Annotated in this window: 28 protein-coding genes; 13 read left to right on the top strand and 15 right to left on the bottom strand. The window is 70.2% G+C overall.

Annotated features, from left to right (window positions below; all coding sequences use genetic code 11):
- Window positions 1-16: 16 nt before the first annotated feature.
- Window positions 17-856, bottom strand: coding sequence for a hypothetical protein (locus OG956_RS22300; RefSeq protein WP_330339752.1), 840 nt, complete (start codon window positions 854-856; stop codon window positions 17-19).
- A gap of 177 nt (window positions 857-1,033) precedes the next feature.
- Entirely contained in the window at window positions 1,034-1,405 is a 372-nt protein-coding gene (locus OG956_RS22295; RefSeq protein ID WP_330339751.1) for a hypothetical protein, read from the bottom strand.
- Window positions 1,406-1,519: 114 nt separating this feature from the next.
- Here OG956_RS22295 and OG956_RS22290 point away from each other — a divergent pair, with 114 nt between their 5' ends.
- Complete coding sequence (locus tag OG956_RS22290) at window positions 1,520-1,933, top strand: VOC family protein (RefSeq protein WP_330339750.1); 414 nt, start codon at window positions 1,520-1,522, stop codon at window positions 1,931-1,933.
- A 55-nt stretch (window positions 1,934-1,988) separates the two neighbouring features.
- Here OG956_RS22290 and OG956_RS22285 read toward each other — a convergent pair whose 3' ends face one another.
- A complete protein-coding gene (locus OG956_RS22285) occupies window positions 1,989-3,176 on the bottom strand; it encodes an ROK family transcriptional regulator (protein WP_443065590.1) in 1,188 nt (395 codons plus the stop codon).
- Window positions 3,177-3,224: 48 nt separating this feature from the next.
- Between OG956_RS22285 and OG956_RS22280 the strand changes: the two genes are divergently transcribed.
- From OG956_RS22280 to OG956_RS22270, 3 genes are all read left to right on the top strand, one after another.
- On the top strand, window positions 3,225-4,304 hold the full coding sequence (locus tag OG956_RS22280; RefSeq protein WP_330339749.1) for a Gfo/Idh/MocA family protein: 1,080 nt from the start codon (window positions 3,225-3,227) through the stop codon (window positions 4,302-4,304).
- Window positions 4,304-4,816 (top strand): heme-degrading domain-containing protein, encoded by a 513-nt coding sequence (locus OG956_RS22275; protein ID WP_330339748.1) that lies wholly within the window; start codon window positions 4,304-4,306, stop codon window positions 4,814-4,816. The genes OG956_RS22280 and OG956_RS22275 overlap by 1 nt, the downstream gene beginning before the upstream one ends.
- 87 nt (window positions 4,817-4,903) lie before the next feature.
- Window positions 4,904-5,776: an LLM class F420-dependent oxidoreductase gene (locus OG956_RS22270; RefSeq protein WP_330339747.1), complete on the top strand. Its 873-nt coding sequence runs from the start codon at window positions 4,904-4,906 to the stop codon at window positions 5,774-5,776.
- A 75-nt stretch (window positions 5,777-5,851) separates the two neighbouring features.
- Here OG956_RS22270 and OG956_RS22265 read toward each other — a convergent pair whose 3' ends face one another.
- The 3 genes from OG956_RS22265 to OG956_RS22255 form a co-directional block, all read right to left on the bottom strand.
- Window positions 5,852-6,709, bottom strand: coding sequence for a fumarylacetoacetate hydrolase family protein (locus OG956_RS22265; RefSeq protein ID WP_330339746.1), 858 nt, complete (start codon window positions 6,707-6,709; stop codon window positions 5,852-5,854).
- A 128-nt stretch (window positions 6,710-6,837) separates the two neighbouring features.
- Window positions 6,838-7,572, bottom strand: coding sequence for a YidC/Oxa1 family membrane protein insertase (locus OG956_RS22260; RefSeq protein ID WP_330339745.1), 735 nt, complete (start codon window positions 7,570-7,572; stop codon window positions 6,838-6,840).
- A 91-nt stretch (window positions 7,573-7,663) separates the two neighbouring features.
- A complete protein-coding gene (locus OG956_RS22255) occupies window positions 7,664-7,975 on the bottom strand; it encodes a DUF6412 domain-containing protein (RefSeq protein ID WP_330339744.1) in 312 nt (103 codons plus the stop codon).
- A gap of 91 nt (window positions 7,976-8,066) precedes the next feature.
- Here OG956_RS22255 and OG956_RS22250 point away from each other — a divergent pair, with 91 nt between their 5' ends.
- The gene (locus OG956_RS22250; protein WP_330339743.1) at window positions 8,067-8,900 is read left to right on the top strand and encodes a serine hydrolase domain-containing protein; all 834 of its coding nucleotides are present in this window, start codon (window positions 8,067-8,069) and stop codon (window positions 8,898-8,900) included.
- A 44-nt stretch (window positions 8,901-8,944) separates the two neighbouring features.
- On the opposite strand, the gene OG956_RS22245 is transcribed toward OG956_RS22250, so the two are convergent.
- Complete coding sequence (locus tag OG956_RS22245) at window positions 8,945-9,472, bottom strand: winged helix-turn-helix transcriptional regulator (RefSeq protein WP_443065589.1); 528 nt, start codon at window positions 9,470-9,472, stop codon at window positions 8,945-8,947.
- 147 nt (window positions 9,473-9,619) lie between these two features.
- Here OG956_RS22245 and OG956_RS22240 point away from each other — a divergent pair, with 147 nt between their 5' ends.
- The 3 genes from OG956_RS22240 (at window position 9,620) to OG956_RS22230 (ending at window position 13,037) form a co-directional block, all read left to right on the top strand.
- The gene (locus tag OG956_RS22240) at window positions 9,620-11,026 is read left to right on the top strand and encodes an MFS transporter (RefSeq protein ID WP_330342914.1); all 1,407 of its coding nucleotides are present in this window, start codon (window positions 9,620-9,622) and stop codon (window positions 11,024-11,026) included.
- 187 nt (window positions 11,027-11,213) lie between these two features.
- Window positions 11,214-12,224, top strand: a complete 1,011-nt coding sequence (locus tag OG956_RS22235; RefSeq protein ID WP_330339742.1) for a hypothetical protein — start codon at window positions 11,214-11,216, stop codon at window positions 12,222-12,224.
- A gap of 360 nt (window positions 12,225-12,584) precedes the next feature.
- Window positions 12,585-13,037, top strand: coding sequence for a very short patch repair endonuclease (locus OG956_RS22230; protein WP_330339741.1), 453 nt, complete (start codon window positions 12,585-12,587; stop codon window positions 13,035-13,037).
- A 4-nt stretch (window positions 13,038-13,041) separates the two neighbouring features.
- Here OG956_RS22230 and OG956_RS22225 read toward each other — a convergent pair whose 3' ends face one another.
- From OG956_RS22225 to OG956_RS22210, 4 genes are all read right to left on the bottom strand, one after another.
- Complete coding sequence (locus OG956_RS22225; protein ID WP_330339740.1) at window positions 13,042-14,325, bottom strand: DNA cytosine methyltransferase; 1,284 nt, start codon at window positions 14,323-14,325, stop codon at window positions 13,042-13,044.
- A 159-nt stretch (window positions 14,326-14,484) separates the two neighbouring features.
- Window positions 14,485-16,290: a DEAD/DEAH box helicase gene (locus OG956_RS22220; protein ID WP_330339739.1), complete on the bottom strand. Its 1,806-nt coding sequence runs from the start codon at window positions 16,288-16,290 to the stop codon at window positions 14,485-14,487.
- On the bottom strand, window positions 16,287-17,720 hold the full coding sequence (locus OG956_RS22215; RefSeq protein ID WP_330339738.1) for a hypothetical protein: 1,434 nt from the start codon (window positions 17,718-17,720) through the stop codon (window positions 16,287-16,289). Before OG956_RS22215 ends, OG956_RS22220 begins: the two co-directional genes overlap by 4 nt.
- 53 nt (window positions 17,721-17,773) lie before the next feature.
- Window positions 17,774-18,475 carry a hypothetical protein gene (locus tag OG956_RS22210; protein WP_330339737.1) on the bottom strand — a complete coding sequence of 234 codons (702 nt, stop codon included), beginning with the start codon at window positions 18,473-18,475 and terminating at the stop codon, window positions 17,774-17,776.
- A 342-nt stretch (window positions 18,476-18,817) separates the two neighbouring features.
- Here OG956_RS22210 and OG956_RS22205 point away from each other — a divergent pair, with 342 nt between their 5' ends.
- Window positions 18,818-19,801 carry a helix-turn-helix domain-containing protein gene (locus OG956_RS22205; RefSeq protein WP_330339736.1) on the top strand — a complete coding sequence of 328 codons (984 nt, stop codon included), beginning with the start codon at window positions 18,818-18,820 and terminating at the stop codon, window positions 19,799-19,801.
- Window positions 19,802-19,825: 24 nt separating this feature from the next.
- Here OG956_RS22205 and OG956_RS22200 read toward each other — a convergent pair whose 3' ends face one another.
- A complete protein-coding gene (locus tag OG956_RS22200; RefSeq protein WP_330339735.1) occupies window positions 19,826-20,458 on the bottom strand; it encodes an ATP-binding protein in 633 nt (210 codons plus the stop codon).
- Window positions 20,459-20,677: 219 nt separating this feature from the next.
- On the opposite strand from OG956_RS22200, the gene OG956_RS22195 reads away from it, so the two are divergent.
- Window positions 20,678-21,523 (top strand): helix-turn-helix domain-containing protein, encoded by an 846-nt coding sequence (locus OG956_RS22195; protein WP_330339734.1) that lies wholly within the window; start codon window positions 20,678-20,680, stop codon window positions 21,521-21,523.
- On the top strand, window positions 21,524-21,745 hold the full coding sequence (locus OG956_RS22190) for a DUF397 domain-containing protein (protein WP_330339733.1): 222 nt from the start codon (window positions 21,524-21,526) through the stop codon (window positions 21,743-21,745). It begins immediately after the preceding gene.
- 338 nt (window positions 21,746-22,083) lie between these two features.
- Here the strand turns inward: OG956_RS22190 and OG956_RS22185 are convergent, their stop codons facing one another.
- Together OG956_RS22185 and OG956_RS22180 are read right to left on the bottom strand one after the other, a co-directional pair.
- Window positions 22,084-22,563, bottom strand: coding sequence for a DUF2267 domain-containing protein (locus OG956_RS22185; protein ID WP_330339732.1), 480 nt, complete (start codon window positions 22,561-22,563; stop codon window positions 22,084-22,086).
- Between the two features lie 448 nt (window positions 22,564-23,011).
- On the bottom strand, window positions 23,012-23,437 hold the full coding sequence (locus OG956_RS22180; RefSeq protein ID WP_330339731.1) for an Hsp20/alpha crystallin family protein: 426 nt from the start codon (window positions 23,435-23,437) through the stop codon (window positions 23,012-23,014).
- 171 nt (window positions 23,438-23,608) lie between these two features.
- On the opposite strand from OG956_RS22180, the gene OG956_RS22175 reads away from it, so the two are divergent.
- A complete protein-coding gene (locus OG956_RS22175; protein ID WP_330339730.1) occupies window positions 23,609-23,911 on the top strand; it encodes a hypothetical protein in 303 nt (100 codons plus the stop codon).
- A 158-nt stretch (window positions 23,912-24,069) separates the two neighbouring features.
- Here the strand turns inward: OG956_RS22175 and OG956_RS22170 are convergent, their stop codons facing one another.
- Window positions 24,070-25,023, bottom strand: coding sequence for a GlxA family transcriptional regulator (locus OG956_RS22170; protein ID WP_330339729.1), 954 nt, complete (start codon window positions 25,021-25,023; stop codon window positions 24,070-24,072).
- A 163-nt stretch (window positions 25,024-25,186) separates the two neighbouring features.
- Here OG956_RS22170 and OG956_RS22165 point away from each other — a divergent pair, with 163 nt between their 5' ends.
- Entirely contained in the window at window positions 25,187-25,630 is a 444-nt protein-coding gene (locus OG956_RS22165) for a hypothetical protein (protein ID WP_330339728.1), read from the top strand.
- The last annotated feature ends 33 nt before the right edge of the window (window positions 25,631-25,663 follow it).

Here is a 25,663-nt window from a genome sequence, read left to right as displayed (position 1 = left end):
TCGTACGCCGCCCGGCTCAGCGGCGCCTGCGGGCCAGCACCAGCGCCCCGCAGACCACGGCGAGGAGCGCCGCGCCGGCCGCGAGCAGCCCGTGGGCGAGGCCCGGTCCGGTGTCCGCCAGCTCGCGGGCCCGCTCGGCGGCCTCGGCGAACGGAAGGGAGGGCCCGGAGCTGGAGGTGCCGGTACCCGTGCCGGGCGTGGCCCGCGGGCTGCCGGAAGGGCTCGGCCCTGCGCTCTCCCCGGTCGCGTCCGGCTGCTGCGGCGGCTCGTCGCCGTACGGGCCGATCGCGAACCGGTAGGCGTTGGACTCGCCGACCCAGTCGCCGTCGTCGCCCCGGCGCTGGACGACCGCGGCGTTGACGGTGACCTGGTCGGAGGGGGTGTCGGAGGGAAGCGCGAGCCTGAGCTTGACGCTGACCGTCTTCCCGGGGGGTACGGCGAACCCCTCGAACCCGGCGCCGTCCAGGACGCCGACCAGCTCCTGCTCGTCGGTGCTCTCGAACGTCACCGGCAGGGGCCGCGAGCCGTCGTAGAACTCCAGTCGGGGCTGGTCGGGGCGCAGTTGGTGCTTGTCGTCGACGAGGACGACCACCGGGTGGATGCCGGTGCAGGTCTCGTCGGCGGTGTTGGTGAGGTCGAGGTACCAGGTGCCGTATCCGCCGCCCGCCTCGTAGGAGGGCGGGCCGCCCCGGATCCGGGCGGCCAGCGGGAAGGCCCGCGCGTCCGCGCCCGCGCACGCGGGCGGCGGGGCGGCGGCCGCGGCGGCCGGCGCGGTGGTGACGACCACGACGACGGAGGCGGACGCGGCGGCCGCCGCGAGCCGGAGCGACGGGGGCAGGGGCGGGGGCAGTCTCATGAACACATGACCATGCCGGTCGGCCGGCGCGTCCGGGCCCGCCACTCCGGCAGGGGGCGCGAAGTCCGCTCGATCAGCGGGGTCGGAGCGAGCGGCTGGTGCCGGTGGAGCGGTCAGCGCGTGACGGTGGAGCGGTCAGCGCGTGCCCCGGAGCGGTCGGCTCATGCCGCGGAGGCATCAGCTCGTGACGGTGACGTCCACCGTGACCACGGTGCCCGGGTCGGAGGCGCAGGCCATGTAGATGTGCTGGACGCCCGGACGCGTGTTCCGCTCGATCCCGGCGACCCCGACGAGCACGCCCTTCTCCGTCGGCCTCAGCTCGGTGGTGCGGATGGGGGTGCGTTCCGAGGTGTGCGCGCCGACCTGCTCGCCCTCGGCGCGGCCGCCCTTGGCGGGGTCACTGCATCCCCGGAGCGTGAGGGAGACGGTCTGGCCGGGCTTCACCTTCGCGGGACTGACGGTGCCGGCCGGGGAGGCGGCGGCGGTCCCGGCGAGGGCGACGACGCTGACGCCGGCCAGGGTGGCGGTGGTGATGCGGGAGCAGCGCATACTCACTCCTCACCGCGCCGCGAGGCGCTTGATGCGATGGATGCGCTTGATTCAGGCGATGCTCTTGGTTCCATTGTGGGCACAGGTACGGGTCCGTGTCGAAGGAGCGGTGGGATGAGGATCGAGTCGTCGCAGAAGATCACCACGTTTCTGATGTTCGAGGGCAACGCCGAGGCCGCGATGACCTTCTACACCTCGCTCTTCGACGACGCGGAGATCGTCCACGTCACCCGGTACGGCGCCGGCGGGCCCGGCAAGGAGGGCAGTGTGCAGCACGCGACGTTCTCGCTCGCCGGGCAGCAGTTCATGTGCGTCGACAGCCCCGCGCAGCACGAGTTCACCTTCACGCCGGCGATCTCGCTCTTCGTCCAGTGCGAGAACGAGGCCGAGATCGACCGCCTCCACACCGCCCTCTCCGACCAGGGCACGGAACTCATGCCCTTGGGCGACTACGGCTTCAGCCGGAAGTTCAGCTGGGTCAACGACCGCTTCGGGGTGTCCTGGCAGCTGAACCTGCCAAGGGCGTGAACGGGGCTGCGGGCAGCCGACGACAGCACAGGGCACCCGGAGAACACCGGCCCCGTCACGCCTCCCCCCTCCCGAACACCGGCGCCAGCAACAGCTGCGCCGCGCCCTCCGCGACCACCCGCTCGCCCCGCGGAGCGCGCCGCACCGGCACCGCCCCGCCCGTCGCCCCCTCGCGCCGGGCCCGGGCGTCGAGGACCTCCCCGACCCCCCGCACGAACACCTCCGGCGCCCCGGCGACGGTCCGCCCGCCCAGCAGCACCGCGTCGATGTCCAGCAGCCCGACCAGGTTCGCCGCCCCCACTCCGAGCACCCGCGCCGCCTCCGCCGTCTCCCCGCGCCGTACGGCGTCCAGGCACAGCGCCTCCACGCACCCCCGGTCCCCGCACTCGCACACCGGCCCGCCGAGCTGGATCACCTGGTGCCCGAACTCCCCCGCCCCCGTCCGCGCCCCGCGGTGCACCCGCCCGCCGATCACCAGGCCCGCGCCGAGCCCCGTACCGAGGTGCAGGTACGCGAAGGACCCGCCGGCGCCTCCCTCACCGCCGACCGACAGCCCGAGCGCCGCGGCGTTGGTGTCCTTGTCGACCACGACCGGCACCCCCAGCCGCTCGGCGAGCGCGTCCCGCAGCGGAAACCCGTCCCACTCGGGAAACCCGGTCACCCGGTGCAGCACCCCGCGCGCATGATCGAGCGGCCCCGGCACCGCCACCCCCACCCCGAGCAGCGTCCCGGCGCCGGAAAGCCCCGCGCCGCCGCGGCCCAGGCTCTCCCGCGCCACCGTCTCCACCGCGTCGACGACCACCGCGGGTACGGCGTCCACCCCGGCTCCGAGCCCCAGCCCGGCCCGCCGCTCGCCCACCACGGCCCCGTCGAGATCGACCAGCACCACCCTCAGCTCGTCGCGGTCCAGATGCACCCCCACCGCGTGCCCGGCCTCCGGCACCAGCCGCAGCACGGTCCGCGGCTTGCCCCCGGTCGACGCCCGTCGCCCGGCCTCCGCCGCGAGCCCCTCCTCCCGCAGCCGCGCGGTGATCTTGCTGACGGCCTGCGGGGTCAGCCCGGTGCGCTCGGCCAGTTCCAGCCGGCTGATCCCCTCCGCCCCGGCGTCCCGCAACAACGCCAGCACCAGCGCGGCGTTGTGACTGCGCACCGCCCCGAGATTCGCCCCCGTACGCCCCGCGGCCCCACCAGGCCCCATCGCCGCCGCGCTCGACCCCGTACTCGCCCTGTTCACGCCACCCATTCTCTCCACCACTTGCACTTTGGCAACAGCGTTGCGAAAGTGGACGGCATGACAGGACGCACGACTGCCACCCCTCTCCGCGTCGGCCTGATCGGCTACGGCCTCGCCGGCTCCGTCTTCCACGCCCCGCTGATCGCCGCCACCGAGGGCCTCGCCCTGGACACGGTGGTCACCTCCAGCCCGGAGCGGCAGCAACAGGCACGCGCCGAGTTCCCGGACGTGCGGCTCGCCGCCACCGCCGAGGAGCTGTTCGACCGCGCGGACGAGCTGGACCTGGTCGTCATCGCCTCCCCGAACAAGACGCACGTCCCGCTCGCCGCCACCGCCCTCAAGACCGGCCTGCCGGTCGTCGTCGACAAGCCGCTCGCGGGCACGGCGGCCGAGGCCCGCGACCTCGCGGCCCTCGCCGAGGAACGCGGCCTTCTCCTGTCCGTCTTCCAGAACCGCCGCTGGGACAACGACTTCCTGACCCTGCGCAAGCTGATCTCCCAGGGCGACCTGGGAGACGTATGGCGCTTCGAGTCCCGCTTCGAGCGCTGGCGCCCCCAGCTCAAGGGCGGCTGGCGCGAGTCCGGCGACCCGGCAGAGATCGGAGGTCTGCTCTACGACCTCGGCAGCCATGTCGTCGACCAGGCGCTGGTCCTCTTCGGCCCGGTCACCGAGGTGTACGCCGAGACGGACGTCCGCCGCCCCGGCGCCGAGACCGACGACGACACCTTCATCGCGCTCACCCACGCCGGCGGCGTCCGCTCCCACCTCTACGTCTCCGCGACGACCGCCCAGCTCGGCCCGCGCTTCCGGGTCCTCGGCTCCCGCGCGGGCTATGTCAAGTACGGCCTCGACCCGCAGGAGGCGGCGCTGCGCGAGGGCCTGCGCCCCGGCCCGCAGTGGGGCGCCGAGCCGGAGTCCCTGTACGGCCGCATCGGCGCCGGGGAGTCGCCGCTGACCGGCGGCGGCACGGCCGTACCGACCGTCCCCGGCGACTACCCCGCCTACTACGCGGCCGTCGCCCGCGCCCTGACCGGCGCCGGCCCCAACCCGGTGACCGCCCTGGAGGCGGCCGCCGCCCTCGACGTACTGGAAGCGGCCCGCACGTCGGCCCGCGAGAAGGTGACGGTGACCCTCTGATGCCCCACCAGCAGCACCACCCGCAGCTCACGCCCCGCACCACCCCCGAACTCACGCCCTCCGTCGAGGAACTGGAGGCGCAGGAACGCCGGCTGGTGTTCCGGCAGTTCACCCACGACGACGCCTGGGCCCTCGGCTCGCTCCTGGTCGAGCTGGCCCGGGAGCGCCAGGCCCCGGTGGCCATCGACATCCACCGGGCGGGCCAGCAGCTCTTCCACGCGGCCCTGCCGGGCTCCACCCCCGACAACGACGCCTGGATCGCCCGCAAGCGCCGGGTCGTCGAGCGCTACGGCGCCTCGTCCTACCTGGTCGGCGCCCGCTTCCGCGCCAAGGGCACGACGTTCGAGGACTCCTCCCGCCTCGACCCGGACGCCTACGCGGCGCACGGCGGCTCGTTCCCCATCACCGTGGAGAACGTGGGCGTCATCGGCGCCGTCACGGTCTCGGGCCTGCCCCAGCTCCAGGACCACCGGTTCGTCGTGGAGGCGCTGGAACAGTTCCTGAAGGTGTGACACCCACCGGGATTACGTGAGGGATCCCTCCGGTTGGGAATGGCTGCAGACGTCGAGGATCACGGCCCCACCCGGAGGGACGGCCCCATGAGCACCCCGAGCACCTTGAAGGACAGGATCGGCCGGTACGGCATCTGGAGCATCGGCCTGCGCGCCGAGGATCCCGCGCGGCGCGGCGAACTGGCGGAAGCGGCGGCCGAGTTGGAGCAGCTCGGCTACGGAGCCGGCTGGCTGGGCGGCAGCAGCGCCGCCCGGCACGCCGTACCGCTCCTCGAGGCGACCCGCACCCTCACCGTCGGCACCAGCATCCAGAGCATCTGGGACTACGACGCCGAGACCAGCGCCGCGTCCTTCGCCGAGGCGGACGCGGCCCACCCCGGCCGCTTCCTGCTCGGCCTCGGCGTGAGCCACGCCAAGCTCGCCGACCAGTACCGCCGGCCGTACTCGGCCCTGGTCGCCTACCTCGACGCCCTCGACACGGCCGGCGTCCCCGCGGACCGCCGCGTCCTGGCCGCCCTCGGCCCCAAGACCCTCGAACTCTCCCGGGACAGGGCGGCGGGCGCGGTGCCGTACCTGGTCACCGCGGAGCACACCGCCCAGGCCCGCGAGATCCTCGGCCCGGGCCCGCTCCTCGCCCCCGAGCTGAAGGTGGTCCTGGAGACCGACCCGTCCCGCGCCCGCTCCCTCGCCCGCGAGACCCTGGCGATGTACCTCGCCCTGCCGAACTACACCAACAACTTCCTGCGCCTCGGCTTCACCGGGGACGACCTGACGGACGGCGGCAGCGACCGCCTCGTCGACGCGGTCTTCGCCTGGGGCGACGAGAGCAGGATCCGTGACCGCATCCACACCTTCCACGAGGCGGGCGCGGACCACGTGGCCCTCCAGGTCGTCACGGGCGGTGACAGGGACACCCTCCCGAGGGAGGAGTGGCGCAGGCTGGCTTCTCTGCTGGGCTGAGCGGGAGCGACCAGCCACCAACCACCCGCACCCGGCGACGAACCCGCAGTTGCCCGGCGCTCCCCGGCGGAGCGCCTACGCGTCCTTCAACTCCTGCCGCTGCCGGCCGAGTCCACTGATCTCCAGCTCCACCACGTCACCGGCCCGCAGGTACGGCTTCGGCTCGGGGCGGCCCATCGCCACTCCCGCCGGCGTCCCCGTGTTGATGACGTCGCCGGGGTAGAGGGTCATGAACCGGCTGACGTAGCGGACGACTTCGCCGACCGGGAAGATCTGCTCGGCGGTCGTGCCGTCCTGCTTGAGTTCGCCGTTGACCCACAGCTTCAGCGAAAGACTCTGCGGATCGGGCACCTCGTCCGCCGTCACCAGCCACGGGCCCAGCGGGTTGAAGGTCTCGCAGTTCTTGCCCTTGTCCCAGGTGCCGCCGCGCTCGATCTGGAACTCCCGCTCGGACACGTCGTGCGCCACCGCGTACCCGGCGACATGGGCGAGGCCTTCCTCGGCGGAGCCGAGGTAGCGGGCCGTGCGCCCGATGACGACCGCCAGTTCGACTTCCCAGTCGGTCTTGGCCGACCCCCGCGGGACGAGCACCGTGTCGTTGGGGCCGACGACGGTGTCCGGCGCCTTGAAGAAGACGACCGGCTCGGCGGGCGGTTCGGCGCCCGTCTCGCGGGCGTGGTCGTGGTAGTTGAGCCCGATGCACACGATCTTCCCGATGCGGGCCAGCGGTGGCCCGATCCGCAGTCCGGTCGCGTCCAGCGCGGGCAGCTCGCCGGACTCGGCCGCCGCCCGTACCCGGCCGAGCGCGGCGTCGTCGGCGAGGAGTGCGCCGTCGATGTCGTCCACGAGGCCCGACAGGTCCCTCAGGGTCCCCCCGGCGTCGAGCAGCGCGGGCCGCTCGGCCCCGGCCGTACCGACTCGCAGCAGCTTCATGAGCACCATCTCCCTCGATCGCGGACGCCCGGACCGATGGGTGCAGCCATCGGAGGACTGGTCGATCCTCCAATGCCCCGGTCCACCGGGCAAGACCCTGTTCACGTACTGGACCGTGGCCCTGTCCTCTACCGGTACAGCACGGCCCGCTCGACCGCGCTCCACGCCGTGCTGGTGACGACGTAGAGCGCGGCGGCCAGCGGGACGACCGCCACGGTGACGAGCGTGAAGAAGGACAGGAACGGCATCGCCCTGGTGACCGCGCCGAGTCCGGGCACCCGCTCGCCGCCCCCGCCGACCGCCGCGACCGGGTTCTCCGCCGTCATGCGCTGGGCGCGGCGGTAGTTGAAGGCGGCGACGACGGCGACGACGGCGAACAGTCCGAGGTAGACCAGCCCGGCCGGGCCGAACACCCCGCCGTCGGCGAGCGCGTCGGCCCAGCGCCCGCCCAGCGGCGCCGCGAACAGCCGGTGGGCGAGCAGGCCGTTGCCCGCGCCGCCGATCGTGGTGCTGGAGAAGAGGTGGTAGAGCAGGAAGAAGGCGGGCATCTGGAGCAGGCCGGGCAGGCAGCCGGACAGCGGCGAGACGCGTTCCTCGGCGTGCAGTTCGAGCACCGCCTGCTGCAGCCGCCGCGGATCCTCGGCGTACTTCCGGCGCAGCTCGGCGATGCGCGGCTGGAGTTCGGCGCGGGCCCGCTGCCCGCGGGCGGCGGCCCGGGACAGCGGGTGGACGAGGAGCCGTACGAGTGCGGTGAACAGGACGATCGCCGCGGCGGCCGCGGAGGCGTGGAAGAGCGGCTGGAGCAGGCCGGCGAGGCGCTCGACCAGCTGGGCGACAACGGAGAAGACAGGGGAGACGGACATGGGTGAGCCCTCCGGGGGTCTCGTCGTGCCGGAATGACGCGGAAAACGGCATGACGACCCGCGCGGGGTCACCTACGGGAGTGCAGGTGCCCTACGCGGCGGTCGCCGGAAGGCCCTGCCCGGGCGCCCTGGGCCGTCGCCGGCCGGGTGCGTCGGGATCGCGCTGCGGCAGGAAGGCCGTACGCCGGGCCCGGTCGCGGATCGCCGTGCGCACCCGGGTGGGCGGTACGGCGGGCGCGGTGCGGGCGGCGATCAGCACGCAGGCGGCGAAGGCGGCCCCGGCCGCCGTGGTCGCGGCGAGCGCGACGGTCGCGGAGAGGTTGCCGGCGTCGAGCAGCAGGACCGGCAGGAGCAGGAGCAGCAGCGGGGCGAGCGCACGCGACCGTACGAGACGCCGGATCACCCGTCTCCCCCTCCCCGCGGTCTCAACCCCCAAGGGCTGCTTGCCCTCTGTCTCCTTGTATACCTGATGTCCGACACGGGAAGGGCACCGCATGCCTCGCATTCCCACCTGCGTCCTCACCGACGCCTCTGCCGCACGCGTCACCGACGGCCACGCCGTGGACCGGTTCGTGGAGATCGGCTCCTTCACCAAGGTGCTCACCGGTACGGCGCTCATGCGCATGGCCGCCGCGGGCCTGCTCGACGCCGACGACCCCGTCGAGCGCTGGCTCCCCGCCGTACCCGGCACCGGTATCACCCTGCGGCACCTGGCCGCGCACACGTCCGGACTGCCGCGCCTGCCGCCCGGAGCGGCCCGCCGCCGTGATCCGTACGCCGCGTTCGACGCCGACGCCCTGCACCGGCTGCTGGGCCGTCTGGACTCGGTGGCCGTCCGCCCGCCGGGCCGGCAGGAGGAGTACTCGAACCTGGGGTACGCCGTCCTGGGCGCCGCGCTGTCCGGGGCGGCCGGCGCGTCGTACGAGGAACTGCTCGCCGAGTACGTGCTGCGCCCGCTGGACGTCCACGAGGTGAGCGCACGGCCCGACCGGGACCGGCGGCTGCTCGCCCCGGGGCTGTTCGGCAGGGGCCGGCGGCCGTGGACCATGGACGGGGCGATCCTTCCGGCGGGCGGGCTGTGGGCGACGCCGCGCGCGGTCGCCGACCTGCTCGTCCGGCTGGTGATCGAGCGCCGGCTGGGCGATCCCGCGCCCTCGTGGCAGACGGCGGGGCCGGTCCACTGGCACAACGGCGCGACCCGCCACGCGTCGGTGTTCGCCGCCGCCCGCGCGGACGGCCGCTGGGTGGTCGTCCACCGGCTGGGCGGCGACTCGGACGCCACCGACCAGGCAGGCATCGGCCTGCTCCGGGACGCGGGCGCCGCCTGAGGGTCGGACGGGCTCCGGCTCCGGCTCCGGCTCCGGCGGCAGGGTCAGGCGGGCTCCGTCTCCAGCGGCTCCAGCAGCCGTTTCGGCTTCAGCAGGGCCCGGCTGACCGGATCCGCGGGGTCCGGGTCGAGGCCGGGCCCGGGCTCCATGACCACGTCCCCGACCGGTACGACGGCCCCGCACGCGGGACATTCGCCGTACGGGCCGAGTTCCGTGCCGCACTCCGCGTGCCGGAAGTACCGCAGCGGCCCCTCGGTGAAGTGCTGGCGCCCCCACAGGCCGAGGGCGCGCAGGGTGGGCCACAGGGCGATGCCGCGCTCGGTGAGGACGTACTCGTCGCGCGGCGGCGACTGCTGGTACCGCCGCTTCTCGAGGATGCCCTCGGCGGTCAGGGTCTGCAGCCGGGCGGCGAGGACGGCGCGCGGGATGCCGAGGTGGGCCAGGAAGTCGTTGTACCGCCGGACGCCGTAGAGGGCGTCGCGGACGACGAGCAGCGTCCAGCGCTCGCCGACGATCTCGAGCGCGCGGGCGATCGAGCACTCCTGCGACGCGTAGTCCTTGCCCAGTGCCATGCCGTCCACTGTAACCACTTTCCCAGCCTAGGTTCACTGACCGAACCGTGAGTGCTACGGTGGTGCGGTCAGGTCGGTTCAATGAATGAACCGCCAATCGCCCAGCCGCTCACCCCGGCCGCAGCCCCGGAAGGACAGGACCACGCCATGACCGGGCTCGACTCCGCCACCGCCCCCGCGTCCGCCGCCCCCGCCGTACACGGCGCCACCACCCGGGACGCCCCCGCCCGCCCCCGGGCCACGCTCGCCCTGACCAGCGCGGCCACCGCCGTCACGCTGATGACGTACACCGCCCCGATGGTCACGCTGCCCGGCACCGCGACCGCCCTGCACACCCCGCTCTCCGCCCAGGCCTGGCTGCTGAACGGCACCCCGCTCGGCCTCGCCGCCGTACTGCTCGTCGCCGGCAGCCTCGCCGACGACTACGGCCGCCGCCGGATCTTCCTCGCCGGCACGCTGGCCCTCGGCCTCACCACCGCGCTCGGCGCCTTCTCGACGTCCACCTGGCAGTTCACCCTCGCCCGCATCGCCCAGGGCGCGGCGAGCGCGGCGATCCTCGCGAGCAGCCTCGGCCTGCTGGTCGCCGCCTTCCCGTCCCCGCGCGGCCGGCTGCACGCGACCGGCGTGTGGGGCGCCTTCGTCAGCGGCGGCATCGCCGTGGGACCACTGGTCGCGGGCGCGCTGCCGAACTGGCGGGTGGCGTACGGCGTGCTGGGCGCGGCGGCCGTCGTCCTGGCCGCGCTGGGCACCCGCGCGCTCACCGAATCACGCGCGCCGCGCGGCGGCCGCCCGGACATCCCGGGCGCCCTGACCTTCGGCCTGGCCCTGGTGGCGCTGGTGGCGGCCCTGACCCTGGGCCGCGACGGCTGGCTGCGCGCCCCGGTCGGCCTGCTGCTCGCGGCCGCGGTCGCCCTCCTCGCGCTCTTCGCCGCCGTGGAGCACCGGACGGGCACCCCGATGATCGAGCTGAGCCTGCTGCGCCACACACCGTTCCTGGCCTCGGCCGCGGGCGGCCTGTTCACCGGCCTCGCGGTGATCGGCATGTTCAGCTTCCTGCCGGCCCTGTTCCAGCAGGTCCTCCACCTGTCCCCGATACGGACGGCCTGGCTGCTCCTGCTCTGGTCCGGCCTGAGCTTCCTGGTCGCCCTCCAGGTCAAGCACCTGGCCGGCCGGATCGCCCCGCGCGCACAGCTCGCCGTCGGCTTCGCCCTGCACGCCGTCGCCGTCCTGACCATGCTCGGCGCCCTCGCCTCCGGCTCCTGGACCCGGCTGCTGCCCGGCCTGATCGTCAGCGGCGTCGGCAGCGGCCTGCTCAACGGCGCGCTGCCGCTGCTGGCCGTGGACTCGGTTCCGCGCGAACGGGCCGCGATGGGCTCCGGCGCCCAGCAGACCCTCCGCTACATCGGCTCCTGCGCCGGCGTCGCCCTGACCATCGCCGTCGCCACCTCCTCCCGCACCCTGGCGAGCGGCACGAACACCGCCCTGCTGGTGTCGGCGGGTCTGGCAGTGGTGGGCGCGGCACTGGTGGGGGTGCTGCGGGAGCGGCGGCGGTAACGGACCCGGAAGGGCCGTGACCGGCCGCCCGGGGAACGCGTCCACGAGCCCGGGCCTCCCGAGCCGCCCGCAGGTGGACGGGGTGACGGTGTGAGCGCGGGCGGAGTGAATGCGTGAACCACGTCGTAAGGGGACCCTGACCTGCGCGTACTCCCCTGAGTCAGTGCTCGGCAGTACGGTGTCCCCCATGCGCCCCGACACGCCTGCCGAGAACGTCGACCACACCGCCGAAGCGGCACGCCTGGAGCGGACCGCCGGACTGTATCCCGAGGACGCCGAGGCCCTCCTCCTGCGCGCCGCGGCCCACCTCGAACTGTCCGGCGACCGCCCCGCGGCCACCGCGCTCTACGACCGCCTGCTGTCCTCACCGGACGGCCTGGAGAACCCCGCGCTGGTGCGCGCCCTGAAGGCCTCCAACCTCTGGGAGTACGACCACGAGGCGGAGGCGAGGGCGATCATCGACGGCATCCGCACGACGGCCCCCCGGGACCCGGCCCCCTGGGTGATCGTCGCGGAGTCCCTGGAGTCGCACGACGAGCTGGAGGCGGCGGAGGAGACGTTCACGGAGGCGGCGCGCCTCCTCCTGCCGGCCGAGGAGGAGCCCCCGCCCGCCACCCACCCCCTGCTCTACGGCCGCCACCGCGTCCGCCGCATGCGGGGCCTGCCGCACGACGACTGGGACACCCTGGCGGACACCCTGCACACCTCGCCGGTGTCCCTGGACGAACTCCACGACCCCAAACGCGTCTGGTCCCTCGGCTCGGACAACCCGGCGGAACTGGTCGCGGAGATCTCCCGCCTCCGCGCCGAACTGGGCGCCTACCGCGAGGCCCTCTCCCGCCCCTTCCCGGTCGCGATCCTCCACTGGTCGGCAACGGAACTGTCGGAACTCCTGTCGGCCTACCCCGCTCTGTCCTCGGAGTACCCGTCCCACGAAACCCACCTCGCGACCATAGAGTCCTCCCTCCGCGAGCTGTCCTCTTCCGGCACCCCCAACCTGGGCATCGTCACCGGCACGGTGCCGTCGTACGAGGCGTTCGCGGCGTCGGAGGGCTCCTCCCCGGCAGACCCGACCCTGCTCCCGCAGTACGCGACGACGCTCGCTGCGCGGGGCCGGGCCGTGGCTTGGCCGCCGGGGAGGGGGGCGGAGTGCTGGTGCGGCTCGGCCCAGCCGTACGAGGGCTGCCACGGCGCATAAACCCGCCACCCGCTACGACACGCATTCCGCCGCAAGCCGCTAACCCGGCGAGGTGCCGCCACCGGCGTATGGGCGCCCAGCCCCGCTCCACTGCAGAGTCCACCTGAGGCCACCCCACTTGGTCCGCCCGCTCATGCGGGCCGCTCGCTCGCTTCCTCCCCGTGCTGAAGCGGGCAGGGTCAGGGGGGTGCCTCGGAGAGCCATCGGCGCAGCCGACGCGGAACGCAGCGCAGCGGAGTGGAGCGCCCTTGACGCGGCCGACGGAAGCACGACACTGATCAAAAAGCGAGTGACCTACGCCCACACTTCTGGCATGCACAAGACCACACCTCCGCTCGGTGCCGGGCTAACCTCTTCGGTGTGTCTGATGCTCCTGAGTGGAAAGCCCCTGAGGGTTCCTGGGCCTCGTCAGCGGCGCGCCGACGCAACATGCAAGCGATCCGTAGCCGTGACACGAAGCCCGAGAGACTGATCCGTCGGCTTGTGCACGCTCAAGGACTCCGATACCGAGTGGCCACCCGACCCATTCCGGACCTGCGTCGAACGGCAGATATGGTGTTCCGTCGGGCTAAGGTCGCCGTCTTCATCGACGGCTGTTACTGGCACGGTTGTCCCGAGCACTATGTTCCGCCTAGAACCAACTCTGGGTACTGGTCAGAAAAAGTCCTGCGCAACGTACGGCGCGACCGGGACACTGATCAGCGGCTTCAGGAAGCTGGATGGCTCGTTCTCCGCTTCTGGGAGCACGAGCCATCCGAGGCATGCGCCCGACAAATCGCTGAAGCAGTAGCTCAGCGCCGAGCGCACCCATAAATCCCTAGACCGGAATCATCATCTGCTCAGAAGGCATGGAATCAGTGTTGCCGTCGCAGACATCCATGACGTAGTCCTTAAGCAGTTCACTGCGGGACTCCGGGCGCAGAACAGCAGCGATAGCCCTTCCCACTGCTTCCGCAACCGGCGGGGGAAAGGCGTTGCCAACCTGCCGGTAGCGAGCTGTCTTCCTTCCCTGGAATTTCCAGTCTTCCGGGAATCCCTGAATCCTGGCAGCCTGCTGGACGGTCAGCATCGGACCAGTCGGCCTGAAGAGATCACGCTTAGGGTCACATTCGTGCGGATCGTTAGCAACGCCCATCGCATCTACACCAAGCGCCTTCCAAGCTCGCTTGGCGCGGGTAGGGCCGAGATCCGCACCGCCATGCTTCCGCGACCCTCCCACGAGAGTGGGAGCGATCCCTCTGCCTGCTTCTTCAGCCTCCAGAGCAGCCTTGCGCCACTCTTTGTACACGACCTCACCCGTCCGCTCGCCTGGCTGAGCGGGATTTCCGTCCTCGTTCTTGTCCCAGAATTCCCGACAACGCTCCTCCATGCTCTTGTCTAGAGCATGGAACACTGTCGCCCCTCCTTCATCAAGCCTGAGCGGCCACTGAAATTCGACAGGGCTCTCAGCAAGAGCATCCTCGTGGATCGCCACCAAAATGGCACGAGGGCGCAACTGGGGGACCCCAAACCACTTTGCATCCATCCTGCGCCAGACACTGCGCATGACATAGTCCTGCTTCTCTGCGGACCAGTGTTCTTCAATCCTGGGCACGACATACCCAAGGGATCGCAGCGTGTTCAGAATATCCCTGCGATAGTCGATAAAAACCTCAGGAGGCTCGAGGATGCCACGCACATTTTCAATCATGACAGCCCTGGGCCTCAACGCATCAATAATGTTCAGCGCATCGGGGAAAAGATCCCGCTCATCATCCTTCCCCAATCGCTTTCCAGCGAGGGAAAAAGGCGGACAGGGTACGCCGCCCGCCAGCAGGTCAAGTTCCCCCTTCTTCACAGGAAGCCCTTTATGAACTGCTGACCCCAGAAATTCTTTCACGTCCATCGGCGTGAGACTCTGGGCTCGCTGCTCGCCCCATCCAGGCCAGCCTCCAATGTTGGCCTTCAGGGTCTCCACGGCATGCGCATCCCACTCAACGAGAGCCAAGTGATCAAAGCCTGCCGAATGCAGCCCAACAGCTTGCCCGCCTGCCCCCGCACAGATCTCGACGGAGGTCAGTGGCGAGGTGAACTGCGGACGCTCGCGACCGCTGGGGCGCATGGCGCTCCTCCCGGGAGTGACTCAAAACCGACGCCAAGTGTCCCAGAGTCACTGCTCATGTGCAGACCCCTGGTTCTCTTGGTCCCAAGAGTCTCCCATTCCTCAGACCTTCTGGCCCCGCCCCGTACGGCCCGAGGCCAGCAAGTCCGATCACCGGCGTCAGCGGTTACCTATGTGACGCAGCAATGCCTCCATGTCACTCGGCGCTAGTCCTGCCGCGACTGCCGGTTCCTCCTCAAGGTCCGCAAGCTGCTGAACCGTAGGATCGTCAAGGATCTTGCCCATGAACTCCAGCTTCTGATCAAGTCGTACCTCAACTACCTCGTCAATCGTGTCCCGGGCTGCCAGCACTGTGACGCGGGTCTCCGTGTCCGGTGCGAGGCCCAGGCGATGGATCCGGTCGAGGCTCTGCAGGAAGCGGCCGGCCATGAAGTCCCTGTCCACGTAGATCGCGTCGTGGCACACGTGATGGAGGCTGATGCCTTCACCCAGAGTCGCCGGGTTTGAGATCAGTACCAAGCAGCTGGGATCCTCGCGGAAGCGTCGCAGCTGCTCTTCTCGGTCAGGCGTACCTCCGTACACGACTGCTGGGCAGTACTTCTCCAGCATCTGCGCCAGGGTCGTCAGGCTGCGCACGAAGGTCGTCCAGACCAGTGTCTTGCGACCCTGCGCAGCGTTCCCAGCGATGATCGCCAGCGCTTCCTTGTACTTCGGAGACAGCTCGTAGTCGGGGAGATTCTGCATCAGTGAATACAGGGAGCTCCCGGCCGGGATCTCAAGTGGGGGCAGCTGGTAAGCCAGCGGCTCGTACTTGGTGGCGCCTTCCAGCAACAGAGCTGGACTGGTCGCCGCCATCAGCAGACGCAACGCCGTCTTACCGAGGGCGCTGAGGTCATCGCGAGCAGCGCCGTTAGCGATCCCGCCCACAAGAGAGCTGTAGATCTCGGCGTGTAGGTCCGGCATGTCGACGTAACGCATGCGCAGGGTCATGGGCGGAAGGCCGAGTTCCTGCTTGGTCGTCCGCGTGAACAGCGGTCGCAGGACCGTACTTGCGTAGGCGAGGTCTCCGCCGGCCACCGCCCGGGTCACTGTGCGCTGGCCGTGGCCCGGCCAGACGAAACCCAGGAGGTTCTCCAAGTCCTTCGATCCGTTCGGGGCGGGCGTTCCCGTCAGGATCAGCCGACGCCGCGCGAGGGGGCCCAGCGCCATGCACGCGGCACCATACGTGCCGCGCGCGCCAAGCTTCATGCGGTGGGCCTCATCGAGAATGATCATCGAAGGAGCGGACTTCAGCCAGTTCGCTAGCAAGGGCAGTGAGCGGTCCAACCGTTCATAGTTAACGATGAGAACCTCGGCCCACTCATCCAAGGAGCCGTCCAGCACATGGGTGCGCAGCGGGTAGCTGAAGCAGACGGCGGTCTCATAGCGCCAGGACTCGTAGGCCGACTTGGGGCAGACGACCAACAGCCTGCTGGCGGCCCCCTGAGCCCGCTGCGCGGAGTACACGGCAAGCGCCACACGGGTCTTGCCTGCGCCGGGGACGCTGAAGTTGGCCCCATGACCAAGTGAGAGAAGTTTGGCCACATCTCGACGCTGGAAGGCGTTGAGGTCCGCCTTCCACATATCGCCGAGCATGTCTAGCACATCGCCAGCGGCAACCTCCGGAGGTGCGCCAGCGCCAGATAGCCGTTCCTCAACCAGCCTGGCGTCCTTGACCACACCGGACACGAGGTCCAGAAGCTCTGGAGCCCAAACAACACCCGCAGGGTCCGGCCAGCTGCTGAGGACCGTCAAGTCCGCGAGAAGGTCATCGAGCGCGACCGACACAGAGAGCGGGCCCAGCTGGCCGCCGGTACGGAACCGGGCGGCCAGCTGGACGAGGTCCTGCCGGTACTGGTCGGTGGTGCGCAGAACCACACGGGTACGCGAGTCGTCGAACCTCAGGTGCAGGGACGTCTCCGTCACCGGGTGCCCTCCGCAGTGACGGCGGCGAGGAGCCAGGAGACACCGTCGCCGGGATTCGGGATCCCACGACCGGCCTGCTGCGCAAGCTTCCGCAGACTGCCCCGGAGCCTGAGCACGGCCTCGTCGAAGGCCTCCTCGTCCAGGCTGTTCGAGGTGCGCGCCTGGACCAGCTCGATAACGCACTGGTCGATGTTCGCGCACGCGTCCGCGAGCCGGGCCGGCGCGAGCTGCTTGCGCTTACGGAGCCGGGCATCCCGGCCAGAGCTTTCGATCGCCCGGTCGAAGGCATCCTTGGCCTGGTCGAGTAGCGCCTGAGCGGAGGCCCTCTCGCTGTCGGGCAGGTCCGCCGTCGTGTTACGGACAGTCGCCGCCGCCCGGAGAATACGGTCGTTCAGCGCACGGGCCGCCGATACGGCCGACGAGGCCGCCGGCACCTCCAGGCCCAACCCTGGGATGGACACCGACGCGGGCTGAGCAGCCGTCTGGAAGTCCGCCAGTTCCGTCGGCAGCTCCTTCTCCAGGTACCCCTCCGTCAGGAACGTCTCATCGATCAGACGGACGTCCGTCTTCGAAAAGTTGAGAAGGATCGCCGCCAGACGCCGCTCCTTCAGGATTTCGGCCTGGTCCTTGTCCAGGCTCTCCAGCTTCGTGTAAAGCCGCTGGAGTTCCTTGAGCCGTTCCTGTGCCCCTTCCCAGTCAACCAGTCTCAGCCCGACGCCTCCGCCGCTCGCGCTGCGGTCGTTCAACTCCTTGATCGTGCTGAGGATCCAACGCTCCTGGTGGTACGTCGCCGTCCGGATACGGAACTCCTTGGCGATCTGCTCCGGCGTTCGGCCCATCGCCGCCTGCTCCTCCATGGCGATCAACCGGTTGATGTAGGAGTAGTCCCGCCGCTGGTCCTGGCGGAGCTGGAGTGCCAGCTCCACAGCGTCGATGTCCGCCTGAGTGAACGACGAGGGAAGCACGCCCACTCTCATCGACTGTTTGCCCAGCTCCCGTAGCGCGACGGCACGGGTATTACCGTTCACCAGTACACCGTGGTACGTGACCAGCCCAGGCTCGTTCTGGCCGAACTTGTCCAGATCTTCCTTGAGCTTGTCGAAGTCGGGGTCCCGCAACTCCGGGTCGGACGGCTTGGCCTGGAGCAGGCTGCGCAGGTACTCCTGGCCGGCTTCCCCGTAGGGTTCCTCATCCAGGTTCCGGTCCTGATCCGGCTTGTGGGTGCGCTGGGCACGAATCCGGTGGGTACGCGGATTGAGGTAGAGGTCGTTCAACGGGAGGTCGATCACATCGACATGGATCTGCTGCCCGTTCAGGTCGACTGTGACAGTCTCCCGGGTACCCCCGGCAGCTCTCACCTCTTCAAGCCTCTTTTTGATCAGCTCACTGAACTGCTCCGCCCGCGGCGGCAGCGGGTATTCCCGCAGCATTCTTTCCCCGTCCTTTCTGTCCGGTGCTGTCAGCTTCTGTTGCCGGTCCTGGATCAGTCGGCCATGCCATCGATGGCCTGCGCCAGTGCGAAGCGCGACTCCTGCGGCAGCGTCCGGTAGATGCCCCAGATTTTCTCGATCGGGCTGAACGAGCGCCGGTCGGACTCAATCCACTTGGCGAACAGGCGCCTCTCCACCGGAGAAAGGTTCTCTACAAGTTCCAGCAGGGCACCAAGGTCAACCTCACGGTCAGTGCCGCCTCCCGTCCCGCACCTCTTACACTCGGTAACGAGCTGGTGGTCAACCGTCCCATCGGGGTGGAGCACCCTACGACGGGAGACGTTGAGCTTGGCAAGCTCAATTCCGGCGCCGTCCTCGTACGCCTCGCCGGCCCCAATGCCGCAGGACCGGCACAGGTGGTTGTCGTCCTGAAGAACCTTCGCACGCTGGGCGGCGGTCAGGCTGGCCTTGTGCTTCGGCGCCTTCGACTTGCCAGGGATCCAGACGTCAGCACCCCTGGTCACGAACCGCTGTTCCTGCTGAAGCAGGGAAGGGTCGTCGCGGCTCGTGTCGATACGCCAACCGTGGTCACGCAGGCCCCGCAGCCTGCGGTCGATCTGCGCGACGTCGGGAAACGCTTCGCGCAGCTGGGCCTTGGTGAAGATGTTTCCCTCCCCTACCACCGTGACCAACCACAGCGCTGCCCGCACCATGCTGCCGAACTTCTTGTCCCGAAAGGATGGGATTTCCTCCACTAACGCCTCCGTGAACTCGTGCCAATGGCACGCCCTCTATTTCGGAGAGTGCGGCAACTGCAACTGACAGTACACAGTGCTGGACTCCGCGTTCCCCCCGCTTCTCAGCGGCTTATCCAGCTGACACCACTAGACGGTCTGGCGTCCAGCCCCTTCTCAGCTTGCCCGGGTAAAGCAACTCCGAGGGGTTGGACTTGCTCGCAAATAGCAAGTCCAACCCCTCGAGGAAGCAGGAATTACAGGAGCAGCGGCGCAGCCCTTGAGGCACAATTGCCCAGTCGCAGGCAGAGGTTGGGCTGACACCCATCCCTTGCCTGAGCAGCCAAGGGATGGGGTAACCGCATGTCATTCGCCGGAAGCAGCACGGCCTGGCCTCGTTGGCTCGACCCCACGAAGGGGTTCTCCGACGACATACCTCCCAGGAAACGGCAACTCGCCCTGGCGCTGCGGGCACTGTGCCGCCTACTGGACTCCGAAAACCTGGACAAACCAGCAGAAAGCTGGCTTACGCAGGCGCAGGCGGCGAAACGACTGGGTTGCACCGCGGATATGTTGTCGCGGTACCTGAACCGCGACAGGGTTCCGAGTCGAAGTTTCGTCGAGCGTCTGTACAAGGAGGCTTGCGCTGACGCAGCCGCCAGCGGCCAGGACGTCAGCATCAGTTCCGAGACACTGCTCGCCCTCCATGCCAGCGCCGCTGGCGAGCGGCGAGGCTGCGAGCACTGCACGGAACTGGGCGGACGAATCGATTCACTCACCCAACAACTCGACGCCCCCTGTCCCGCATGCATGGCACACCAACGCGAACAGGAAGCCTGTCAACGGCAGCGGAAACAGGATGCTGCGCGGCTGCGGTCGGCCAGGAGAGAAGCCGCACGACTGCGGGCAGCAGTGGCGGCTTTGAAGGCTCAGCAGGCTGAAGGGCTGACCGCTGAAGCCGGCCTACGAGATCGTCTGGAAGCGGCACGGAATGCCAGGGCTCTGCTGCCGGTCCCCCCTCAGCGAAGGGACCGGCAGCAGAGCATGAAGGATCTGTCGGCGGCGCGACAGCTGGTGACGCAGGCTAGAGAGCTAGACAGCTCCGGCCGAGAGGACCTCGCCTTCACCCTTCTCCGGCAGAGCGCAACAGAGCTGCTGACCCCGGCCGAGACCGCGCATGTCGTGGTAGGGCTCCGGCAGTTCGAGCGGGACCGGCTGGCCGATGACCTCATCCATGTCTACGGCCGGGACCAAGAGAAGCAGGATGTTATGGCAGTAGCCCTGGAACTGCACGAGGAAGGGGCGGCAGATGATGCCGGCGCTATACTGCGAGCCGCGCTTAAGTAGTGCGCCGGCAGCGCGCTCTGCGTATCAGGCCGCCTCCGCTTCGGCCTCGTAGTGCATGAGAGCCCGGTCGAGGATGTCGTCCGGGTCGTGCCCACGGACAGCAGTCCAGTGGAGCAGGTCAGCGATCAGCTCGACCGCTGACTCATCAAGGCCGGCATCGCGGCTCCGCCCGTGCCGGCTTGCGCCGCTTTCGTCGCACTGGTACCTCTCCAGAACCTCGGCGGCCCGCTCGATGCGACGGCAGCCCGCCTCCACGGTGAGCGGCACCTCGCACCAGACCGCCTTGCCGGCAGCGGTGAGAACCGCACCCCAGTCAATGGCCAGGCCTGCGATGAGATGCAGGCCTCGGCCGCACTCCTCATAGCAGTCTGCGCCCCGGGGAGACGGCAGGGCAGGGCTCCTGTCGTGGACCTCCAGCCGTAGCCGGTCGCGCCTCCACTCCAGCACCAACGTCGCTGAGGTGCCCTCACCCACGTGCTTGACGACGTTTGTCGCCAATTCTGTGACGATGACTTCGGCCTCGTCGACAGCGACCGGCATGCCCCACCTACTCAGCTGCTTTGCGGCAGCTCTTCGCAGGAGCGTCACCTCGCCGGGCAGGGCCTCGAACGGCAGGACGCAGCGGAGCCGGCAATCAGTCGTTTCGGGGACGGACATGGCCAATCCTCACTCCCGGGGCACGCACATGCCTGCGCCCGCCGTATCCGAACGGCTGCTGTGCGTAGCGGTCTGCTGTCGAGCATGGCACACGAGAAGTCTTGCTGTGTAACTTCTCACGAGAATCGATCGGGTGAAGCTGATGGTGGGCCTGCATTGGGCTACCTAGCCTGATGAGCGTCTTCCGGGCCGCCGCCCGGCACACGGCGAAGGAGCCGCATGTCCGAACGGACCACAACACGGCGTCGGCAACTGGGTGCCATGATGCGCAAGTTGCGCGCCCGGAAGGGGCTGACGCTTGAGGAGGCCGGACTGCTCGTCGGCGTATCGAAGGCGACGGTCAGCCGATATGAGACCCAGGCGGGGCCGGTCAAGTGGATCGTTGTCGATGCCCTGTGCCGGGAGTACGGCGCAACCGAGGCGGAACGGCGGGCCGTTGTCGGGCTCGCAAAGGATGCGAAGCAGCAGGGGTGGTGGAACACCTTCGCCGACTCGATCCCGGAGAGTATGAACTTGCTGCTCACCCTTGAGGACGAGGCGGTCGGGGAGAGCCACTTCTCCTGTGTCTACGTCCCAGGGCTGCTTCAGACCCGCGATTACAGCACCGCTCTTCAGAAGGCCAACGAAGTGCCCCTGGAAGCGGAGGAGATCGAGCGGCTGGTCGACATCCGTATGAAGCGGCAGGAGATCCTCTCGCGTCCCAAGCCGCTGCGCCTGTGGGCCATCCTGGACGAGTCCGTCATCCGGAGGGTTGTCGGCTCCCCGCAGATCATGAGGCACCAACTCGACCGCCTGCTTGAAGCCAACGAGTCTCCGCACATCACGCTGCAAGTGCTGCCTTTTTCCAAAGGCGCTCACGCCGCGGCACTCGGCAGCTTCGTCATCATCGGCGGCCGGGAGCCGACTCTCGATGTGGTCTACGTCGACTTCCACACGGGGTCCCTCTTCCTGGAGAAGGACGAGGAACTTGAGCGATACAGACTTGCGTTCGAGTACCTGCGCGCACAAGCGTTGGACATGGAGGCCTCCTCCAGCCTGATCCACCGTGCCCGCAAGGAGCTGTAAATGACCGCCGGCCACCAGCCCCACGCCGATCTCGTCTGGTTCAAGTCGTCGTACAGCGGCGGCAACGCGACCGAGTGTGTGGAGACGGCCCTCGTACCGGGGGGCGTGCTGATACGGGACTCGAAGCGCCCTGACAGCGCCCGTGTCGCCGTCTCAACGTCTGCGTGGACGTGGTTCATCACCAGTGCCGTGCAGCGTTCTCAGTCTGCAATGCACCAGTAGCCGCCGGAGGCGAGCCGCAGCCCAGCGCAGGCGGCCCGCTCCCGGATCACGCCCCCTCGCGGAATCGGTGCCTTGTGAGGCGTAGGTGAGGCGGAGCTTGCCCTAGGAGGCTGCCGTGGGACCGCCCGCTTCCTTGTTCAGCGTCGTGCCTCCGCGAGCAGGCGGCCCCTGGAAAGTGGGCGGCCTGGCGGAGTTGGGCCCAGGGGCGCGGCGTTCGCGTCGTTGGCTGAGGGGGCGCGGTTGCGGTGGGGGTTTGGCGGGTGGATTGGCGGACTTGCTGGGGAGGAGGGGGGGACGCGGCGGGCGCCGCACGGTGGTGTGCGGCGCCCGGTGCCTTGTCAGGCCGTGGGGACCAGGTCCGCGCGGCCGAAGAGGAGGGCGTAGCCCGGGGGGAGTTGGGCGAGGAGGTCGGTGGTCAAGGGGTCGCCCACCCAGTCCGCGAGGACGCTGAGGACGGAGCTGACGTCCCAGCGGGCCGTCGCCGGGGTCGCGCCCTCGATGCGGGTGGCTACCGAGTCGACGAACTCCCTGGCGGTGAGGGGATGGGTGGCGGGGATCTGGGAGGCGACCACGCGGCCCGCCTCCTGGGGGAGGGCCTGCACCAGAGCGACGCGTTCGTCGCCGGTCACATGGCCGCCCAGGGCCGAGAGGACGATGCGTGTCACGCGTTCCGCCTCGGCCCTCGTGGTGTACTGGCCCGCCTCGCGCACCTTCTCGGTCAGTTCGTGCCAGCGCGTGGTGTCGGTGTCGCGGTCGCGGGTGACCAGGGGGGACGGGGTCGGGATCGTCGTTCTCGGCTGCGGGGTCGTCACGGTCATCGTGGTGGCTCCTCCTCCGGACGCTTCGATACTGCGGCGGATCGGCAGATCCAGAGATCGGCAGGTCGCGCCGTGAGGTATCGGGTGTGGACCCCGAATACCCCGTTTTGCTGTTGTTATAGGTGCGATTCGGGCCAACGCGTGGCTTGATTGGCCACGGTGGCCTGATCGTCCGCCGTGGCATTTGTGGCGCCGGTGGCATTGGAGGCCTCGTGGCCTCGGTGGCGCCGACGGCTGTGGTAGCAGGCGGTCCCGGTGACTCGGCTGGTCGCGGTGACTCGGCCGGCCCTCGTGGCTCGACCGGCCCCCGGTGACTCGGCCGGCCCCGGTGGCTCGGTTCGGCTTGGTGGCCTGGCGGCGGCAGCCGGGGGCGCGCAGGGCGGCGCGTCCCGGGGCTCGCTGGGAGTCCGGGACGCGCGGTGTCGTCAGCCGGCCGGCGGGGCCGCCGTCAGCCGCTGATCTCCTTGCGGCCCGCGTCGCCGCCCGTGATCTGGATGCGGCGCGGCTTGGCCTGTTCGGCCACCGGGATGCGCAGGGTCAGAACGCCGGCCTCGTACGACGCGTCGATGCGGTCCGTGTCGAGGGTGTCACCGAGGAACAGCTGACGGGTGAAGGTGCCCGTGGGGCGTTCGGCCACGAGCATCTCGGCGTTCTCGGGGGCAGGGCTGCGGCGTTCGGCGCGGACGTTGAGGACGTTGCGCTCCACGTCCAGTTCGATCGACTCGGGATCGATGCCGGGCAGGTCGAAGTGGACCAGGAATTCGTCCCCCGCGCGGTAGGCGTCCATCGGCATCGCGGCCGGGCGCGTGCTTTCTCCGAAGAACTGCTGCGTGAGGCGGTCGAGTTCACGGAAGGGGTCCGTGCGCATGAGCATCACAGGTCACTCCTCTCCACGGGGGCTGGTATGCGATGCCCTACGGCTCCTTCTTATATAACTCTCTGCCGGAAACTTGACAAGCCTCGACTCAGGTAAGAGGAGTGCGGTCGGCTGCGCGTTAGCCTCGGGATCGGACACAGCACAAAAGTGGAGGAAGAGGAGGCTGTCGTGGCCAGGGTTCCCAGTGCAGTCGTCGCCGCGACCGGGCTCGTCGGTGGGTACGGCGTCGCCCGTTGGACCAAGAAGCGGCAGCTGGGCGGGGCCGTCCTGGCCGCCGCCGGGGTCGCCGCCGCCCAGCAGTGGCGGGCGCAGGCCGGCGGGAAGGCCGCCGGTGCGCTGAGCGCCGCCTACCTCGCCGCGTTCGCCGGGTCCCACCCGCTGGCCAAGAAGGTCGGCGCCTGGCCCTCCGTCCTCGGTGTCGCCGGCGCCGTCGCCCTCGCCTCCTGGGCCGTCGCCGACCGCAAGGCCTGAAACCGCCAGACCTGATCGACGCCGTCGCCGATCAAGGCCCGGAACCACCAGGCCCGGAACCACCAGGCCCGAAACCTCCGGGCCTGAAAGACGCCGTCGCCGACCGCCAGGCGCGTAACCGCCGGGTCGGAAAGACTCCGTCGCCGACCAGCAGGCGGTTACGGCCTCTCCCCCGCCCGGAACGCCCTCCGGTACGCCTGCGGGCTCGTCCCCACGACCCTCCGGAAGCGTTCCCGGAACGCCGTGGGCGAGCCGAAACCGGTCTGGACGGCGATGCGTTCCACCGGGTACGGCGTGGTCTCCAGCAGGTGCTGGGCCCGCCGTACCCGCGCCCGGTGCAGCCACTGCGAGGGCGTCGTGCCCGTCTGCTCGCGGAAGCGGCGGTTGAGGGTACGGGTGCTCATGCCGGCCTGCGCCGCGATCTCGTCCAGGGACAGATCGCGGCCGCAGTGGTCCTCCAGCCAGTGCAGCAGCGGCTCCAAGGTGGCGCCCGACGGCGCGGGCGGCAGATCGTGCACGATGAACTGGGCCTGCCCGCCCTCCCGTTCCAGCGGCATGACCGACATCCGGGCCGCGTGCGCCGCCACCGCCGAGCCGAAGTCCCTGCGGATCATGTGCAGGCACATGTCCAGCGCCGCCGCCGCGCCCGCCGACGTCAGGAACTGGCCGTTGTCGACGTACAGGACGTTGGGGTCCACCTTCACCGCCGGGTACCGTGCCGCCAGTTGCTCCGCGGCCCGCCAGTGCGTCGTCGCGCGCAGCCCGTCCAGCAGGCCCGTCTCCGCGAGCAGGAACGCGCCCACGCAGACCGACGCGATCCGGGTGCCGTTCGCCGCCGCCGCGCGCAGCGCCCCGGTCACGCCCGGCGGCAGCTCCGGCGGGGGTTCCGCCACGCCCGGCAGGACGATCGTGTCGGCGTCCGCCAGCTCCTTCAGGCCGTACGGCGCCCGCATCGTGAACGCGCCCGCGCTCACCTCCTCCCGCACCGAGCACACCCGCACCCGGTACGGCTCCCGGCCGTCCGGCAGCCGCGCCCGGCCGAAGGTGTCGACGGGAGCGGACAGGTCGAACGGGATGACGCCGTCCAGCGCCAGTACGGCCACGGTGTGCATGGCGGGATCCTAGGCCTGCGACGGATTGTGGCCAGGCGCCCCAACAGCACCTGGTTGCTCGGACACCGGAACGGCGCCCCCGTCCGTCCGCCTGGCGGGAATCCGTCGGAGCCTGGCACTTTCGCCAGTTCTGCAAGATCCTCCCGGCCCCTACCGTCACCCCGTGACCAAGTTCCTCCTCGTCGTCCACGTCCTCGCCGCGATCGTCGCGGTCGGGCCCGTGACCGTCGCCGCCAGCATGTTCCCGCCCGTCGCGCGCCGGGCCCTCGCCGAGCCGGAGGACGAGGGCGCCGCCGGGGCCCTGAGCCTGCTGCACCGCGTCTGCCGGGTCTACGCCCTGGTCGGTGTCGCCGTACCGGTGTTCGGGTTCGCCACCGCGAGCGAGATGGGCGTGCTCGGGAGTGCGTGGCTGATCGCGTCCATCGTGCTCACGGCCCTCGCGGCCGTCGTCCTCGCCGCGCTGGTGCTGCCCGCCCAGAGCGCGCTGGTGGAAGGGCGCGGCACGGACACCGTGCGGCTCGCCATGCTCACCGGGGTGTTCAACCTGCTCTGGGCGGCCGTCACCGTCCTGATGATCGTGCGGCCCGGCTCCACCACCGGCGCCTGACACCGTCCCGGCCGGGTTACGTCCCGGCCGGGC

The sequence above is a fragment of the Streptomyces sp. NBC_00557 genome (genome assembly GCF_036345995.1).
Classification (GTDB): Bacteria; Actinomycetota; Actinomycetes; order Streptomycetales; family Streptomycetaceae; genus Streptomyces.
This window is presented reverse-complemented; position numbering and strand designations above follow the sequence as displayed.